General features: G+C 35.9%; 16 protein-coding genes and 1 pseudogene. 11 read left to right on the forward strand and 6 right to left on the reverse strand.

Annotated elements, in window-relative coordinates:
- Positions 1–655 precede the first annotated feature (655 nt).
- The 3 genes from FTU70_RS10080 to ilvC all read left to right on the forward strand — a co-directional run bounded on the left by FTU70_RS10080 (position 656) and on the right by ilvC (position 4015).
- Entirely contained in the window at positions 656–2383 is a 1728-nt protein-coding gene (locus FTU70_RS10080; RefSeq protein ID WP_096902629.1) for an acetolactate synthase 3 large subunit, read from the forward strand.
- Positions 2380–2871, forward strand: coding sequence for an acetolactate synthase small subunit (ilvN, locus tag FTU70_RS10085; protein WP_004974986.1), 492 nt, complete (start codon positions 2380–2382; stop codon positions 2869–2871). The genes FTU70_RS10080 and ilvN overlap by 4 nt, the downstream gene beginning before the upstream one ends.
- A gap of 127 nt (positions 2872–2998) precedes the next feature.
- Complete coding sequence (gene ilvC / locus FTU70_RS10090; protein WP_004974988.1) at positions 2999–4015, forward strand: ketol-acid reductoisomerase; 1017 nt, start codon at positions 2999–3001, stop codon at positions 4013–4015.
- Between the two features lie 147 nt (positions 4016–4162).
- Here ilvC and FTU70_RS10095 read toward each other — a convergent pair.
- Positions 4163–4710 (reverse strand): annotated as a pseudogene (locus FTU70_RS10095) (IS66 family transposase); the annotation flags it as partial.
- 400 nt (positions 4711–5110) lie between these two features.
- Between FTU70_RS10095 and FTU70_RS10100 the strand changes: the two are divergent.
- Together FTU70_RS10100 and FTU70_RS10105 are read left to right on the forward strand one after the other, a co-directional pair.
- Positions 5111–6001: a mitochondrial fission ELM1 family protein gene (locus tag FTU70_RS10100; protein ID WP_180060535.1), complete on the forward strand. Its 891-nt coding sequence runs from the start codon at positions 5111–5113 to the stop codon at positions 5999–6001.
- 13 nt (positions 6002–6014) lie between these two features.
- Entirely contained in the window at positions 6015–6821 is an 807-nt protein-coding gene (locus tag FTU70_RS10105; RefSeq protein ID WP_136143931.1) for a polysaccharide deacetylase family protein, read from the forward strand.
- Here FTU70_RS10105 and FTU70_RS10110 read toward each other — a convergent pair.
- Complete coding sequence (locus tag FTU70_RS10110; protein ID WP_136143930.1) at positions 6818–7756, reverse strand: glycosyltransferase family 2 protein; 939 nt, start codon at positions 7754–7756, stop codon at positions 6818–6820. The genes FTU70_RS10105 and FTU70_RS10110 overlap by 4 nt on opposite strands.
- 1 nt (position 7757) lies before the next feature.
- A complete protein-coding gene (locus FTU70_RS10115; protein WP_180060536.1) occupies positions 7758–8726 on the reverse strand; it encodes an ELM1/GtrOC1 family putative glycosyltransferase in 969 nt (322 codons plus the stop codon).
- 181 nt (positions 8727–8907) lie between these two features.
- On the opposite strand from FTU70_RS10115, the gene FTU70_RS10120 reads away from it, so the two are divergent.
- The 6 genes from FTU70_RS10120 to FTU70_RS10145 are packed head-to-tail and all read left to right on the forward strand — an operon-like array spanning position 8908 to position 14526.
- Entirely contained in the window at positions 8908–9972 is a 1065-nt protein-coding gene (locus tag FTU70_RS10120; protein ID WP_167846278.1) for a glycosyltransferase family 4 protein, read from the forward strand.
- Positions 9973–10002: 30 nt separating this feature from the next.
- The gene (rfbB, locus tag FTU70_RS10125) at positions 10003–11061 is read left to right on the forward strand and encodes a dTDP-glucose 4,6-dehydratase (RefSeq protein WP_180060537.1); all 1059 of its coding nucleotides are present in this window, start codon (positions 10003–10005) and stop codon (positions 11059–11061) included.
- Entirely contained in the window at positions 11061–11942 is an 882-nt protein-coding gene (rfbA, locus tag FTU70_RS10130; RefSeq protein WP_180060538.1) for a glucose-1-phosphate thymidylyltransferase RfbA, read from the forward strand. The genes rfbB and rfbA overlap by 1 nt, the downstream gene beginning before the upstream one ends.
- A complete protein-coding gene (locus FTU70_RS10135) occupies positions 11939–13039 on the forward strand; it encodes a DegT/DnrJ/EryC1/StrS aminotransferase family protein (protein WP_180060539.1) in 1101 nt (366 codons plus the stop codon). Before rfbA ends, FTU70_RS10135 begins: the two co-directional genes overlap by 4 nt.
- 1 nt (position 13040) lies before the next feature.
- Positions 13041–13610 (forward strand): acyltransferase, encoded by a 570-nt coding sequence (locus FTU70_RS10140; protein ID WP_180060540.1) that lies wholly within the window; start codon positions 13041–13043, stop codon positions 13608–13610.
- A 1-nt stretch (position 13611) separates the two neighbouring features.
- Positions 13612–14526: a glycosyltransferase family 2 protein gene (locus FTU70_RS10145; RefSeq protein ID WP_180004582.1), complete on the forward strand. Its 915-nt coding sequence runs from the start codon at positions 13612–13614 to the stop codon at positions 14524–14526.
- A gap of 575 nt (positions 14527–15101) precedes the next feature.
- Here FTU70_RS10145 and FTU70_RS10150 read toward each other — a convergent pair.
- The 3 genes from FTU70_RS10150 to FTU70_RS10160 all read right to left on the reverse strand — a co-directional run bounded on the left by FTU70_RS10150 (position 15102) and on the right by FTU70_RS10160 (position 17910).
- Positions 15102–16388, reverse strand: coding sequence for a glycosyltransferase family 4 protein (locus FTU70_RS10150; protein WP_104852497.1), 1287 nt, complete (start codon positions 16386–16388; stop codon positions 15102–15104).
- A gap of 183 nt (positions 16389–16571) precedes the next feature.
- A complete protein-coding gene (locus FTU70_RS10155; protein WP_180060548.1) occupies positions 16572–17627 on the reverse strand; it encodes a glycosyltransferase in 1056 nt (351 codons plus the stop codon).
- A 64-nt stretch (positions 17628–17691) separates the two neighbouring features.
- Positions 17692–17910 carry a hypothetical protein gene (locus tag FTU70_RS10160; RefSeq protein ID WP_104852495.1) on the reverse strand — a complete coding sequence of 73 codons (219 nt, stop codon included), beginning with the start codon at positions 17908–17910 and terminating at the stop codon, positions 17692–17694.
- Positions 17911–17917 lie beyond the last annotated feature (7 nt).

Raw genomic sequence — 17917 nt, forward strand, 5'->3', positions numbered from 1 at the left:
CTAAATTTTAGCAATAATTCCCCATGAAGCTAGGATTTATTGACAATTTTTCGATGATTTTTATCTGCAATATCGCCTATTTAAAATTGGAGCATTGACTTGTCTATTTGCAAGTTAAAATAAGCTGAAATGCGTTGGTGAATCATAACCAAGCGATTTATATATTTTTTAATTCATTCTTTATTTTTATGTATGTGATATGAAAAAATTATAAAAAATTCAGCAAACATCTGAAAGTTATTTGTTTTATATGGAAATATTGGACTTTGGATTAAATTGTGATGGATGACAAAAGCGTAAAAAATGCCCAGTTTATCAATAAAGCAGAAAAAGCCGATTTTTAAACTTGACTTTAGTCGGGTAAACTACAAAAATGCACACTTTAGTTTTATGTGCCTTAGATCGATCACCCTTCGAATAAGTGTCATGTCATGCAATGGGCAACTTCTCTAGCCGAGAAGCTGAACAAAGCTTATAAAATGTGTTTACCCCAACACATTTTAGATCTCATATTGCTTATACGGTAATCAGATCAGAAATTTTTCCTATTGCCATGAAAACTATGAAATATGTGTGCTATAACAGTGCAGGAATTAATGAACAAAACACTGCAGGTGTCTCCCATTTTGCAGTGACAAGACTAGGGTGAATCACGTTGGAACTTTTATCTGGTGGTGAAATGCTCGTTCGCGCATTGGCGGACGAAGGCGTTGAACATGTTTTTGGATACCCAGGCGGCGCAGTACTTCATATTTACGATGCGTTCTTTCAACAAGACAAAATTAATCATTACCTTGTGCGCCATGAGCAAGCTGCTGGTCATATGGCAGATGCCTACTCGCGCGTAACAGGTAAAACTGGTGTGGTGCTGGTGACTTCAGGTCCTGGTGCAACCAACACGGTAACTCCAATTGCAACGGCTTATATGGACTCAATCCCAATGGTGATTTTGTCAGGTCAGGTTGCAACACACTTAATTGGTGAAGATGCCTTCCAAGAAACCGATATGGTGGGTATTTCACGTCCGATTGTAAAACACAGTTTCCAAGTGCGTCATGCAAGCGAAATTCCTTCAGTGATTAAGAAGGCATTCTATATTGCATCTTCAGGTCGTCCTGGTCCTGTGGTGGTTGATATTCCTAAGGATGCAACCAACCCAGCAGAAAAATTTGCTTACGAATACCCAGAAAAAGTGAAGATGCGTTCGTATCAACCACCGCATCGTGGTCACTCAGGTCAAATTCGCAAAGCAATTGATGAGCTATTAAATGCCAAACGTCCTGTGATTTATTCAGGCGGTGGTGTTGTACAAGGCAATGCTTCTGAGCAATTGACTGAACTTGCACACATCTTGGGCTTCCCTGTAACCAATACATTAATGGGCTTGGGCGCGTTCCCGGGTAATGATCCACAATTTATTGGTATGTTGGGCATGCATGGTACGTATGAAGCCAACATGACCATGCACAATGCCGATGTGATTTTGTGTATTGGTGCGCGTTTTGATGACCGTGTAACCAATAACCCTGCAAAATTCTGTCCAAATGCTAAAGTCATTCATATTGACATTGACCCTGCGACCATTTCAAAAACTATCATGGCGCACATTCCAATTGTAGGTGCGGTTGAACCTGTACTTCAGGAAATGTTGGTTCAATTGAAGCAATTAAATGTGTCTAAGCCAAACCCTGAAGCGATTGCTGCATGGTGGAATCAGATTAATGAGTGGCGTAAAGTTCATGGTTTGAAATATGACAAGCCAACCGATGGCACGATGAAGCCGCAACAAGTAGTTGAAGCTTTAGACAAAGTGACCAATGGTGATGCGATCATTACTTCTGACGTAGGTCAGCACCAAATGTTTGGCGCGAACTACTATAAGTACAAGCGTCCACGTCAATGGTTGAACTCTGGTGGTCTAGGTACTATGGGTGTAGGTTTACCGTATGCTATGGCGGCTAAACTGGCTTATCCAGATCAACAGGTTGTATGTATCACGGGTGAAGCATCGATTCAGATGTGTATCCAAGAGCTTTCTACCTGTAAGCAATATGGTTTAAACGTTAAGATCTTATGCTTGAATAACCAAGCTTTAGGTATGGTTAAACAATGGCAAGATATGAATTATGAAGGTCGTCACTCAAGTTCTTATGTTGACTCATTGCCTGACTTCCCTAAATTGATGGAAGCTTATGGTCACGTTGGTATTCAAATTAACCATGCCGATGAGCTTGAGTCTAAGCTTGCAGAAGCGATGGCGATTAATGACAAATGCGTATTCATTAACGTAATGGTTGACCGTACAGAGCACGTTTATCCGATGCAAATTGCGGGTCAATCCATGAAAGATATGTGGTTAGGTAAAGGGGAGCGCACAGAATGAGACACATTATTTCCGTTCTCGTTGAAAACGAATCAGGTGCGCTTTCTCGTTTAGTGGGTTTATTCTCTCAACGTGGTTATAACATTGAGACTTTAAACGTTGCGCCAACCGAAGACCCAACACTTTCACGTTTAACGCTTACAACTTATGGTGATGATCATAAAATTGAGCAAATCACCAAACAACTGAATAAATTGGTTGAAGTGGTTAAAGTGGTCGACCTGTCAGAAGGCCCGCATATTGAACGCGAATTGATGCTGATTAAAGTCAAAGCATCGGGTGCTGCACGTGCTGAAATTAAACGTACTGCAGACATCTTCCGTGGTCAAATTGTGGATGTCACACCAACGACTTATACGGTGCAGCTTGCGGGTACAACTGAAAAACTAGATGGTTTTATTGACGCGATTGCTGAAAACACCATTTTAGAAGTTGTGCGTTCAGGTGTGTCAGGTATCGCACGCGGCGAAAAAGTTTTAACCATTTAACTAAATTTCATAGTTAATTTTACTCATCGAATTCATTCCATCTCAAAGGATGGAGAGCTTACTCAAGTACTGAATAGACAAGTACTTGAGTAAGATAGGAATCCAAAGCATTTTAGCGGAGACAGCAATGCAAATTTTTTACGATAAAGACTGCGACTTATCTATCATTCAATCTAAGAAAGTAGCGATCATTGGTTACGGTTCACAAGGTCACGCGCACGCGCTTAACCTTAAAGATTCTGGCGTAGACGTAACTGTAGGTTTACGTGCTGGTTCTGCTTCTTGGAAAAAAGCTGAAAATTCGGGTCTTAAAGTTTCTGAAGTTCCTGCTGCTGTTGCTCAAGCTGACTTAGTTATGATTTTGACTCCAGATGAGTTCCAATCACAACTTTATCGTGACGTGATTGAGCCAAACATCAAGCAAGGCGCAACTTTAGCATTTGCTCACGGCTTCTCTGTACTTTATAACCAAGTTGTTCCACGTGCAGACTTAGATGTAATCATGGTTGCACCTAAAGCACCTGGTCACACTGTACGTTCTGAATTCCAACGTGGTTCAGGTGTTCCTGATCTTATCGCGATTCATCAAGATGCTTCTGGTAATGCACGTAACGTTGCACTTTCTTACGCTTCAGGTGTAGGTGGTGGTCGTACAGGTATCATCGAAACTTCTTTCCGTGAAGAAACTGAAACTGACTTATTTGGCGAGCAAGCAGTTCTTTGTGGTGGTGCTGTTGAATTGGTTAAAATGGGCTTCGAAACTCTTGTTGAAGCTGGTTATGCACCAGAAATGGCTTACTTCGAATGCTTACACGAGCTTAAATTGATCGTTGACTTGATGTTCGAAGGCGGTATCGCTGACATGAACTATTCAGTATCTAACAACGCTGAATATGGCGAGTATGTAACTGGTACTGAAGTGATTAACGAACAATCACGTGAAGCAATGCGCAATGCACTTAAACGTATTCAATCTGGTGAATATGCGAAAATGTTCATCCAAGAAGGTGCGTTGAACTACCCATCAATGACTGCTCGTCGTCGTCAAAACGCGGCTCACGGTATTGAAGTAACGGGTAACAAGTTACGTGCGATGATGCCTTGGATCCAAGCAAACAAAATCGTAGACAAAGAGAAAAACTAAGTTTTAGTTTAATCTTTAAAAAACCCTTATTGTATATAAGGGTTTTTTTATGAGTGAAGTAAAGGATGTTACGTGTCTTGCGCTTCGCTCAGAACTGTGTTTTCACTCCTTGCGCTGTAAGCGTCCGCTGAACCCCATGCCTATTTTTTAATTTGAGTTGGATTTCCAGCGATGTGGCGTAATTCTTCTATTTGGGTCGCTTTATGCGTCGGCAGCCTTTTCAGCACATCACTTAAATAGGCATACGGATCCAAGCCATTCAGCTTTGCTGACTGGATTAAAGTCATGATATTCGCCGCTCGCTGGCCGCTGCGCAGCGAGCCAGCAAACAGCCAGTTCTTGCGCCCTAAGGCCCAAGGTCGCATTTGATTCTCTACCCAATTATTGCAAATCGGTAGATTGCCATCATCCAAATAGCGGATTAAAGCTGGCCAACGCTTCAGAGTGTAATTGATAGCCTTGGCGGTGGGAGAACTCGATGGCACCGTCAGATGATGTTGGTTGAGCCATTCATATAGTTGTTGCATCACCGGTTGGCTATGCTGTTGTCGGTATTCGCGGCGGTCTTCCGCTGTACCATCCGTCTTTTTCCTGAGTTCTGCTTCTATGGCATACAGTTTCTGAATCAGCACTAATGCCTGTTCAGCGACCTGACTTTTCCCGGTCACATGCAGTTCATGGAATTTACTGTTAGCGGCAATGTAAAAATGACCCCCCAACAGCATTTGAAAATTGACCCCCTTGGTTAATATAGTGGTCTTTTTGGACTGCTCAACATGTTAACTTTGGAGCAAGCAGTGACAATCCAAATACTTCATCAACAAGGTCAATCTATTAAGGCAATTTGAACCGTACCGGGTTTGTCGGAGACTCAATATTCTGAGAGACTATTCCGATGAAAAAACCAAACTATACCCCCGAAATTAGAGAAAGAGCGGTTCAATTACTCATTGAATCTGAAAAGGCGGATTTAAGCCCTGTGACAGTTCAATGAAGTTTATATTTCGAGTCATTGAGGATATGTAGCTTTGCTTACTTTAAATGCTTTGATCTAGTAAAATGATGCTATTCGTGCTTTAGATCTGGTGGGTGAATATGCATATTTTATATGTGAGCGATGGTAAGGCAGGTCATCGCTCTCAAGCATTGGGTCTTTTTAAGGCAATGCAAAAGCAAACAAATATTGATCTGACTTTTGAAGAAATTTCAATTGATCATTTACCACTGTTGAGTTTATTGGCCGCATATAAAAAACAAAAACATGCTGCAGTATCGCAGCCACCTGATTATATTTTTGGAGTAGGTAGTCATACGCAATTACGTGTTTTATTGATGGGCAAAGTTTTTTCATGTGCGAAAACTGTCATTTTAATGAAACCCAATTTTCCATTATCTTGGTTTGATCATGTGGTTATTCCTGAACATGATGGTGTGCTAGAGCGGGAAAATGTGATTGTTACACAAGGTGCGTTGAATCCCATTGAAAATGAGCAGCGACACATAGCAAACCGTATTTTGATTGCGTTAGGTGGTTCATCTAAACGGCATATTTGGAATGCAGATAAGGTGATGTCTGCGATTCAGCAGATTGTGCAGCAGAACATGCAGTGTGACATTATTTTGACGAGTTCTAGGCGTACACCTGCTGATTTTTTACCTGCAGTGGCCCAGCAAAGTTTTGCTTCACAATTGCAAATTTTCCCAGTTGAAGAAACGCCGCAGGGTTGGATTTTTGAAGAGATGCAAAAAGCGGAAGCAGTATGGGTGACTGAAGATAGTGTGTCTATGATATACGAAGCACTCACCGCAGGTTGTAAAGTAGGGCTTATTCAGATAGATCGAGTGAAAGAGGATCGGATTACGCGTTCCGTGCAGCATTTGATTGATCAAAAACTTGTATCGAATGCTAGACAAATTGCTGAATTATATTCTACGACTGCTTTTAAAGAAGCAGAGCGTGTGGCAACATATCTTTTAATCAAGTAGCTGTGATTTAATCGTGATTTATATTCTGATTGTTTTATTTATCTTGTTGTTCGCATTCAGTTATAAGTACGCATGGTGGAAGCCAGCAGTAGATTGGAATAGACCACGAATTTTAATGTATCACATGGTACGTGAGCACATTGATGGTGCAAAATTTAATAAATTACGAGTTAGGCCCACTGAGTTTGAAAAGCAAATAGCATGGCTAAAAGCAGAAGGTTTTAACTTTGTAACTATGCAGGAATTACAAGATCATTGGGGGAGGCATCCTGCAAAAACTGTTGCAATCACTTTTGATGATGGTTATTTAGATAACTTGGAAAATGCTTTTCCAATTTTAGAAAAATATCAAGCCAAAGCGACGATTTATGTAGTGATAGACCGACATGATCGAGATTGGTCAACCTACAAAAAAGCACATCATAATAGTGGTGAACTTGCCCGTGAGCCTAAATTAAATGATGAACAAGTCAAATTGTTATCAAATTCCGGTTTGATAGAAATTGGTTCACATACAATGACCCATGCGAATCTTGCAAAGTTGGATGATATTGAATGCTTAGATGAGTTAACTCAATCCAAGCAATCACTTGAAGATTTGATTCATCGCTCTGTAAATAGTTTTGCATATCCATTTGGTATTTATGCCGCGCGTGATGTAAGTTTGGCACAGCAGGCAGGATATACCAATGCAGTAACAACGCAAGAAGGCATAGATGGGAAAATGCCTGATTTTATGCAATTGCAACGTATTAAAGTGAGTGGTAAAGACTCATTATTTGCTTTTAAATTGCGAATGAAATTGGGGAAAAGAGCTTAGTTGCTTTCTCTACTATTAATTTTTCTTACATGATCTAATTGGTTGAAGTAAGTTGTGAGTTTCATCCGATGTTTGTTCCATGTTTGAATTGGATGAAGACGACTTGTTAAGTAAATGATGAAGTCTGTAAATTTTCGCTGGGGTGTATGGCGTATACTTTTCCAATAGGTTGAAATTGCTTTTTTGATCAGTAGTTTTTTATTTTGTTCAGCAATATCTGGATAGTCTCGGATAAAATCATCAATTGTGAAGAACATATCATGGTGTTGTTGTTCTAGATGGCGGGATAGGCGGTTTTCCCCACGAATAGATTTTGTTTCAGTCTCATCTAAAATAACAAAAACACTATGTAAGTCGCTAGAGATTATTTTTTTTGAATATTTGGATAAGTTTAAAGCTAATGATTCATCTTGAATAAATATGTTTTCATTGCAGCCTTTGGATTTTATAAATAAGTCACGTGTACACATAACGCACATCTGCATAATATTATTTTCAAGTACGTAATTTAAAGGTGTTGTGCTAGATTGCCATGTTGCAATAGTGTGCTTCTGAATTTCATTCAGATCGTGAATTTTAACCTTTTCTGCATAACATAAATCGGCATTTTGCTTTTGCATTTCTGCTAAAAACATATTGAGACGATTAGGTGCTAAAACATCATCAGCATCCATGAAAAATAGATAATTACCAGTTGCAGAAAATGCACCTTGATTTAAACGAACAGCTGGGCCTTTATTGTCTGCATTTTGAATGATTTTGATTTTTGGGTAAGTTTCTATTAGATATTTACTGTTTTTAGACCATTCTGGGTCTGTAGAGCAGTCATCTACCACAATAATTTCGTGCAAATTTTCATCTTGAGGTTGTAGTGATTCAATGGTTCTATTCAGTAATTGGCCTTTATTGTAATGAGTGAGGATGACTGAAATCATTTTAATATCCTAAATTACGTTTAAAAGCTTGGGTAATTGGGCTTGATGAGTTTAAATCTTGGGTATTTCTGACATTTGGATACTGAAAAATATCTTCGAGCATTTGTCTCTGCATGAGTTGAGCTTGAAGATATTTCTCATTTAAAGGTTCTAAAATAGACTTGGGGCCATATATTGAGCTGACAAAACGTCCACTTTGGATAGTTTCGGCAAGCATGGAAGTACTGTCTTCTGTGACGAAAATATAAGTAGCTTGTTGAATTAGTTGAATTAGTGACAAAGCTTTTTCAGTATGAATAAAATGTAATTGGATATTTTTTGGAATATCAGTTTTATTCAAAAATGCACTTAGATTTGGTGTGCGACGTGAGTTGGTAATTAAGCCTTTAAGTTGATTGTTTCTACAAAATAGAATGAAGTTACTTATGATTTTTTCAAAATCTGTATAAGTAAAAGGGTGTTCATCTGTAGCCCCTCCTAAAACGAGTAAAGCTGTTGTTTGATCGAGTTGATCATGTTGCATGTTAAAAAACTCTTTTTTAACAGGTGGTGTTGTTAGTACAACTTGATCTGACTGCGTATTTTGTGGGAGTGCAGTAATTGTGCAGCTGACTAGTTTGCTGTTTACCTTACGTAAGTCACCTGCATAAAATAGAGGAACTTTTAAATTACGGCTTACAAAAATGCCATAGATTAGGTTGGGCATTCCAGAGCAAATAATGCAGTTAATATCATGATTTAAAATAAAATTTCTAAAAAACAAAGCAGCAAATAAGTCGAATAAACGCGGATACCAACTAATTTTTTTTAAGAGGCTGATTTGCCACTTTTTTAAGGTGGGTGTAACTATTTTATATAAAGTTGTTGAATAAGCGGTTTCTAGATTGTCGTAAACTCCTAAGCTAGGGTTTAAATGCCCAGCACGTTGGTCATGAATAATAAGAACAGCAAGGCTAGGTTTGCTTTTCATAAGATTTGAAAGTTTGACATATCAATTTTGTATAGTAGCAAAAATCTATTCTGTTGTCAGAGCAACCTTGAAGTAAGGCAAGATTCAGAGTGTTATTTTAAATTAGGTGGTGGCCTATTTAGATTAATAATAATAAAATGTTTTCTAATCAGTAGTTAGCGCAATTTGAAAAAGGCTTTTCTTGAAAAAATTAAAAATAGTTCACACAGTTTATGGGGATGCTTCAGGTGGGCGTTGGCAAGCAATGCTGAACACTTTTGATGCATTAGAAAGCAAGGGGCATGAAGGTTTTTTGGTATATGGTGATGAAAATAAAAAGTTAAAATCTGAGAGTTATCCAAAGTTTGTACTCAATAGTTCAGGGTTTTATGATCTGATTGCAGCAGTAAAACTAGCTTTATGGTTACGCTCTTATCGGCCTGATCTTGTAATCGCCCATAGTGGACGTGCTGTTTACTTATTTAAAAATGCGATGTTTTTTTCACAAATCAAATGCCCTGTTATTGCGATGAATCATAGTCATAATGTGAAAAGGACATTACGCGCAGATGGATTTATTCATATTACTCCTTATGTAGCCCAGTGTGTTGCTGATGCTGCAAAAAAGAAGGGTGTGGATTTGAGAAAAAAACCACAAGCAGTTATTCCAAATTTAATACATTTGCCAGAAGATGAACCTTCTTTTGCTAAAAAACTTGGGGAACCTGTGGTCTTGGGGATTATGACGCGCTTGGTTGAATATAAGGGTACACACATAGCAATTTCTGCTGTGGAGCAGTTAAAGCAAAAAGGATACATGGTCAAGTTGTTGATTGCAGGGGATGGTGAACAGAAAGAGTTTTTATTTCAGCAAGTTAAAGATTTGAATTTGGAAGGTGAAGTAGAGTTTTTAGGCTGGATTAGCGGAGAACAAAAAAGAAAGTTTTATAAAGATATTGATATTGCTCTCGTTCCTACAATGAATGATACCCAACCATTGGCTATATTAGATGCTTTTGCTTGGGGGAAACCTGTTGTTGCGAGTGATCATATTAGTGTCCAGCAAATTGTTCGACAAGGTGAAAATGGTTTGATGACAAAATGCGGAGATGTTCAAGATCTAGTTAATAATCTAATTATTCTGATTGAATCCCCTGAGCAAATTAGTAGAATGGCACAGGTTGGACACCAAGATGCTGAAAATGAATATCAATTTTGCAAAGTTGCGGATAAGCTGATCGATTTTCTTGATTCTACATATATTTAATAATGTCATTATGGTTTATTTGGGTTGGTTATGAAAATTTTAGTTACAGGCGGTGCAGGATTTATTGGTTCAGCTGTCATCCGCCATATTATTCAAAATACCAACAACCACGTTCTAAATATCGATAAGTTGACTTATGCAGGTAATTTAGAATCGTTAAAAGAAATCGATCAATATCCGAACTATGAGTTCAAACAAATCGATATTTGTGATACAGAACAAATTACAGCTGCAATAGATGCATTTCAACCTAATGCAATTATGCATTTAGCTGCAGAGTCGCATGTAGACCGCTCAATTGATGGCCCAGCAGCATTTATTCAAACCAATATTGTGGGAACTTATACTTTATTAGAAGCCGCTCGAAAGTATTGGATGGGGCTTGACGCTGAAGCTCAACAAAACTTTCGCTTTCATCATATTTCAACTGATGAGGTTTATGGTGACTTAGAAGGCACGACAGATTTGTTTACAGAAACAACTTCATACGCACCAAGCTCTCCATATTCTGCCTCTAAAGCCAGTTCGGATCATCTGGTACGTGCTTGGTACAGAACTTATGGTTTACCTGTCATTGTGACCAATTGCTCAAATAATTATGGGCCTTACCATTTTCCAGAAAAATTAATTCCATTGGTGATCTTAAATGCACTGGATGCTAAACCTTTGCCTGTATATGGTAATGGTCAACAAATTCGGGATTGGTTGTTTGTAGAAGATCATGCACGCGCTTTATATAAAGTGGTGACTGAGGGTGTAGTGGGTGAAACCTATAATATTGGTGGTCATAATGAAAAACAGAATATAGAAGTGGTCAAAACTATTTGTAAGATTTTGGATGAGTTAAAACCACAGGCAAATGGTCAAGCGTATGAATCACTGATTACATTTGTAAAAGACCGCCCTGGGCATGACTTACGTTATGCAATTGATGCCACAAAAATTCAAAATGAATTGGGCTGGTCACCAACGGAAACATTTGAAACTGGAATCAGTAAAACGGTGCAATGGTATTTAAATAATTTGGACTGGTGTCATCGAGTGCAAGATGGCAGTTACCAACGCGAAAGATTAGGTGTAAATTCATAATGTCAAATACAACAAAAGGTATTATTTTAGCGGGCGGTTCAGGTACACGTTTATATCCAATTACCAAAGGGGTATCTAAGCAGTTATTGCCTATTTATGATAAACCCATGGTGTATTACCCGCTTTCGGTGCTGATGCTTGCGGGTATTCGTGACGTACTCATTATTAGTACCCCTGAAGATATTGATGGTTTTAAGCGTTTATTGGGTGATGGTGCTCAATTTGGTATTCAGCTTGAATATGCCGTCCAACCTAGTCCAGATGGTTTAGCACAGGCTTTTATTATTGGTGAAAGCTTTATTGGAAATAGTAATGTTTGTTTAGTGCTTGGCGACAACATTTTTTATGGTCAAGGTTTTACCCCAATGCTACGTCAAGCCGTTGCACGTCAAAAAGGTGCAACGGTATTTGGCTATCAGGTGAAAGACCCTGAGCGTTTTGGTGTGGTTGAATTTGATGAGCAGAAACGAGCAATTTCTTTAGAAGAAAAACCTAAACAACCTAAATCCCACTTTGCGGTCACAGGTCTATATTTTTATGACAATGATGTGATTCAAATTGCGAAACAAGTGAAGCCTTCTGAACGTGGAGAATTAGAAATTACCATAGTTAATCAGATGTATTTAGAGCGCGGTGATCTAAATGTGGAATTGCTCGGACGTGGTTTTGCATGGTTAGATACAGGTACACATTCAAGTTTACTGGAGGCAGCACAGTTTGTAGAAACCATTGAAAAACGTCAGGGTTATAAAGTGGCGTGTTTGGAAGAAATTGCCTTGAATAATGGTTGGCTGAGCAAAGAACAAGTTTTAGAAATTGGTCAAAGCATGAGTAAAAATGATTATGGGCAATATCTAATTTCTTTGGTGAATGAGATATGAGTCAAGAGTCAATTTATGTCACTCAACCTGTTTTACCTGAGCTTGCAGAATTTATTCCTTATTTAGAACAAATTTGGAAAAATAAAATTTTAACCAACTGTGGACCATTACATCAGCAGTTGGAAAAAGAGCTTTGTGAGTATTTGGGCGTTGATTATATTTCATTATTTAATAATGGAACAATTGCGTTAGTAACAGCACTACAGGCGCTAGGGCTTGAGCAAGGTGAAGTGATTACGACGCCATATACTTTTGTTGCTACGGCTCACTCGATAGTTTGGAATAAACTCACTCCAGTCTTTGTTGATATTGATCCGCAAACATCTAATATTGACCCAGTAAAAGTTGAGCAAGCCATAACTGATAAGACGGTCGCGATTTTACCAGTACATTGTTATGGCATCCCTTGTGATGTGGAAGTACTACAAAATATTGCTACTAAGCATAATTTAAAATTAATCTATGATGCGGCACATGCCTTTGGTGTAAAACATCATGGAAAAAGCTTACTCAATTATGGTGATTTAAGTGTAATGAGCTTTCATGCTACAAAAGTATTTAATACTTTTGAGGGGGGGGCTATTGTTTGCCATAGTGCTGAAATGAAGCAACGTATTGATCGTTTAAAGAATTTTGGTATTGTGAATGAGAATACAATAGATGAGATTTCTTTAAATGGTAAATTGAGTGAAGTGCATGCTGCACTAGGTTTGCTACAATTGAAATCTATTGATCGCACACTATTAGCACGTCAAAAAATAGATGACATGTATCGTCATGGACTTACAGGTATATCTGGAATTCACTGTATTAAACGTCCAAGTTTAGAAAAAGATAATTACTCTTATTTCCCAATCGTTATTTCTAAGCCGTATCCGCTTAGACGTGATGAATTGTTTGAAAAACTAAAGCTTAATGGGATTTTTGCAAGAAAATATTTTTATCCGATAATGACAGATTTATCAATCTATCAGGAATATCAATCAGACACCCCTGAAGCGAAATATTTATCAGAGCGAGTACTTTGCTTACCGCTATATCCAAATCTTGGTCTAGATTCAGTACAGAAAATTATTGATTTAATCAAGGATAATTAAGATGGCTTTTTTAACAGAAGAACAAATTAAAGCAATGGGTTTTCTTAGTGTAGGCAAAAACTGTTTATTATCAGATAAAGCTTCTTATTATAATTGTAATAATATAAAAATTGGTAATAACGTAAGAATTGATGATTTTTGTGTACTATCAGCTGGTATAGGTGGAATTGAGATAGGAAGCCATATTCATATTGCAGTATATAGCTCACTCATAGGAGCAGGTAAAATAGTGTTAAAGGATTTCTGTAATATTTCATCAAAAGTAGCTATTTATAGTAGTAATGATGATTACAGTGGTCAGTTTATGACGAATCCTACAGTGCCTAGTAAATATACAAATGTGACAAGTTCAGATGTTATAATCGGAAAGCATGTAATTGTTGGATCTGGATGTGTGATTTTGCCTGGTGTTACTTTAGAAACAGGTGTTGCTATTGGTGCATTAAGTTTAGTAAATAAAAATTGTAAAGAGTTTGGTGTTTATATGGGTACACCAGCAAAAAAAATTAAAGATAGAAAAAGAGATTTACTTATGCTGGAAATAGAACTAAAAAAAGAGAGATCGATTTAGTATGAATATATTGGTTTCAGTCTGTATTGTTACCTATAATCAAGAAAAATTTCTAGAGCAGACTTTACAAAGTATTCTAAATCAAAATACAAATTTTCAGTATGAAGTGATTGTTGGGGATGATTGCTCTACTGATTCAACTAGAAAAATAATAGAAGGATTTTTAATAAAATATCCTAATATTGTTGTTCCTATATTTCATAAAGTAAATATAGGCCCAATAGAAAATATTAAATCTGTATATAAAAAGGCTAAAGGCAAATATATATATCACCTTGATGGAGATGATTTAGCTCTACCAGGTAAATTGCAACGTCAATTTGATGTTATGGAATCCAACCCAGATAGTGTTATCTGTACTCATGATATGCGGTATATAGATGCCAAAGGAAATAAGGTGCGAGAATGGACTCATCAAAAAGGCAAATTTAATTTAGATTATTTATATCTAAATTTACCTTTTTTTGCACATTCATCAAAAATGTTTCGCAATGATTTTATATTTGATTATTTTGATAGTTTGCATCCTAAAGCATTAGATATTGAAATTCATATTGAGCAGGCTAGAAAAGGGTTTATTTATCACTTGGATGAAGAGTTGGGTGCATATCGTGTAGATGTTGGGATTAGTAATATTGGTAAAAAAATAAACCCAATTTTGCCTCTGGGTATAATGAGGGCATATGATAAAAAGCTCTCTGAAGAGTTGAGTTGTGAGGAGAGAAAAAGGTTGAATGCAGTGTATGCGAAATATACTTTTCGTTATGCAAGATATTTTTATAAAACTGGAAGTGATTATAATATTTATTGTTTGTTGATTAAGAAATCAGTTTCGCTAAAAATATTTACTATGCGTCAAATATTTTTTTACTTACTTGTTTTTTTACCAAAAATTATTATTTGGAAATTACGGTGATTTTTAAACTATTTGTGTATTGATTCAGTGTTATTGATGATAACTAGGATGTCTAAAGTATAAGGTAAACTTTATGAGGTTTATAGCTTTAAATTTTTATTGTTTAAAATGAAGTTTATGTTATAGATGACTGTTGTTAGTTAGTGTATGCTGAATTTTTATAAAGGCAACTGTGATTTTAAAATTTTACTTTAGTTTATTAATCCGTGAAGAACTCAGCTAAATGACTTCAAACGGAAACTATATTATCAGCTAAATATCTGATTGTATATAAAAACTAGGTCATATGATTATTGATAGATTTCGTATTTGATTTCTTTGGTTTGTTGGATTTAATCCTTTTTTACACTTAATGCTCAGGAATCATAGTTTTTATCTGTTTCATCTAAATCCAATTGCTTGTCTAAAATATGAGTAACTTTACTATCATGAGCTGCTTTATCTGAAATAATAAATTCGATTAAATTAGACTAGAATTGTTCATTCAGCATTGTAGGAAGCACCGATGGTAGTGATTTTGATTTAATAATTGAGTTTACTATTTTTATACACCAAAATACCAACAGGCATTAGTTTTATATGTGCTTTTTAAAGATATTTAGAATTGAATGTAATTTCCATTGAATATTTAGTTTAAAAATTTTAAAAAATATATTTTTTAATGGTTCTTCAGTGTACGCTAATTTGTGTAATAAGTTAACTCGTGGATCCATTTGCGTTTCTAAGCTGTACAGTTCTTTGACGCGGTGTGCGCCATTTTTTCCTATTTCTTTTAGGGCAGCGGGGTGGTTATAATAAAAAATAATTTTATCAATAATATCATTGGTGTCATATTTAATTAATACAATATCTTTCTCGTTAGTAAAATAGTTTTCTGCGGAGTTAAATTCATCGTGAGCAAAGATAGCACTACCGCGTAAAGCAGCTTCAATACAACTAGCAGTGGGGAAGCCATCAAATGATCCTGGAGAAATTTGACCACTAATATTGGGGGATAAAATTATATCAATAGTTTTGAATAAATTGTCAAAATCTTCTGGATCTAATGAACCATGAAATTTGATATGGTCACCTAATGTATCAACATTAATAATTTTAGAATCAAAAGACCCTATAACATGAAAGTAGATATTCTTATATCGTTGATGCAGTATAGTGGCAACATCTATAAAAATATCATATCCTTTATCTTTTCCATACGGAGTATATCTGTGCGCCATAAAACAGATATCCATGCGATTCTTATCAAATCCCCAATAATGTTTTTTAGTAAATAAATCTGTTTTGGATATCTCAGGCATTACAACTCCAAAGATCATTTGAATTTTTTCTTTAGAACACATTCCTTTATTTAAAATATAATCATAAGTTACTTGCTGGGTTACTATTACTTTTTTAAAACAAGGGGAACTAAAGATTCGTTTGAGCTTATGGTCACATATAGGATCGTTTAGTAAAAATCCTCCACCTGGATAAAGAGTAAATACAAATGGAGCTTTAGCGGACTCAATTTTAGGTAAAATTGCGAATGTGTTATTTAAAAAAGTGAGATAGACCAGATCAGTGCTCTTAATATGTATTTTTTTGCTTTCAAGTATTACTTTATGACTAAGATTTGGAAATTTTTCCTTATATTCTTGTACAATAATAGCTGCTGATTTTTTATCAAGTGACTCAATATTTTTTCCAGAAGTTATTATTACAGATTTTTTAAATTCCTGTAAGTATGTGGTGAACTCTATATATCTAAATCCACTTTTAGGAGAGGGGAATGTATCGTCAATGATTAATAGATTAAATTTGTCTGATTTTGAAATTTGAGTATTACTATTTAATTTTTTTTCATTGGAATTAATAAGCATAAAAGTGTACTCTTTTAAATTTAATAACTAATCATATATATTTATTTTTAATTTGTCATATATTTTGATCTAATTTTTTAATAGAATTTAATGTTTGGTTGTGTTGTTTTGGCACTATTGAATCAGAATTAAAGTTAGCTATCTGAAATTAATAGACACATTAATCTTAACTTTAAATGAAGGTCATTTATTTTCTTTGGAAACTAAATTTAAAATTTGTATTTCCATATTCTGTATGCATACTTTTTCTATACATTCATTATTATATATATAAGGGTCTGCTACACATTTTTCCAATGCATCACTTAAAGCTTGAATATTTTGTTTAGGAACTAATCCAAATTTTGCAGTATCAAGAGTAAATAAATCTGTAATACCAGCTGAAGAGTCATAACTAATAACAGGAATACCAAGAGCAATTGCTTCGGCTAATGTTACTGGACTACCTTCGTATAAAGAGCACATAACAAGACTCTTGCTTTGTAACATTAGTTGATGTGGTTCATCTACCCATCCAAGAAAATCTATTCTATCGGAAATATTAAGTTGTTTTGCTAGGTCTTTGAGTTTCTGGCATTCAGGCCCATCTCCAACAATGGCCATTCTTCCCGTGAGATTACTCATAGCAAATGCTTTAATGGCATGGTCTACTTGCTTAATTTGAACTAAGCGCCCAACAAAAATTACATCCCATTTCTTTTTAGTAAATTTAGATCGACCTATAAGATCATTAGGTAATTCTACACCATTTGCAATAGTGATAGTTGAATTTGGTTGTGTATGAATCTTTGCTTTATATTCTAAGTCACGGTTTACTGTAATTAGGTTTTTATTCTTAAATAATTTAGAAAACTTTCTTTTATTTCTAAAAAAACGAAAATACTCTTTGATTTGTTTTAAAGGATTGTTAAATCTTCTAATCTCTAAAAGATCTCCATGAATCCAATACCAGATGTTTTCTTTTTGGGTTAAGTATTTGCCTAGGTAATATCCATTATGAAAACCAATAATTATTAAATCAAAATTTCTCTTATTTATTAATGATGAAAAATTTTGCAGCTCTTTTGTCGAAAGTTCTTTAAACTTCCAAAGCTTACCAAATGCAAATTTTGTATCAATATTTAAGTCAATATATTCGATAGATGGGTCAACTATTAGTGTATTTCTACTCGAGTTTAAAACAGCAAGAGTTACTAAATGCTTGCTTTTTGCTAGAGTATGCGCAAGCGCGAGAGTAATTTTTTCAGCCCCCCCCCTTACCTAAATCATCTACTATAAATAAAATTTTTTTCATTTAAAAAATTTACTCTTTATCCGCATTCCCCGCCAACACCATATAAATCAGCCCCACAAAAATCACAAACGCACCGCCAATAGAACTTAAGCTAAAGTACAAAATGCGGTCATTGGTGTCTAAGGCAAACAGGTTATTGGCCAGAATATAACGCATGAATAACCATTGAGCGACAGCAAATACAATTAGCATAATGCCACGATTACGAACTGCAGGACGCATAGCCATAGTAACG

Origin of the sequence: Acinetobacter sp. YH12135 (assembly GCF_013418565.1) — a bacterium.
Classification (GTDB): domain Bacteria; phylum Pseudomonadota; class Gammaproteobacteria; order Pseudomonadales; family Moraxellaceae; genus Acinetobacter; species Acinetobacter towneri.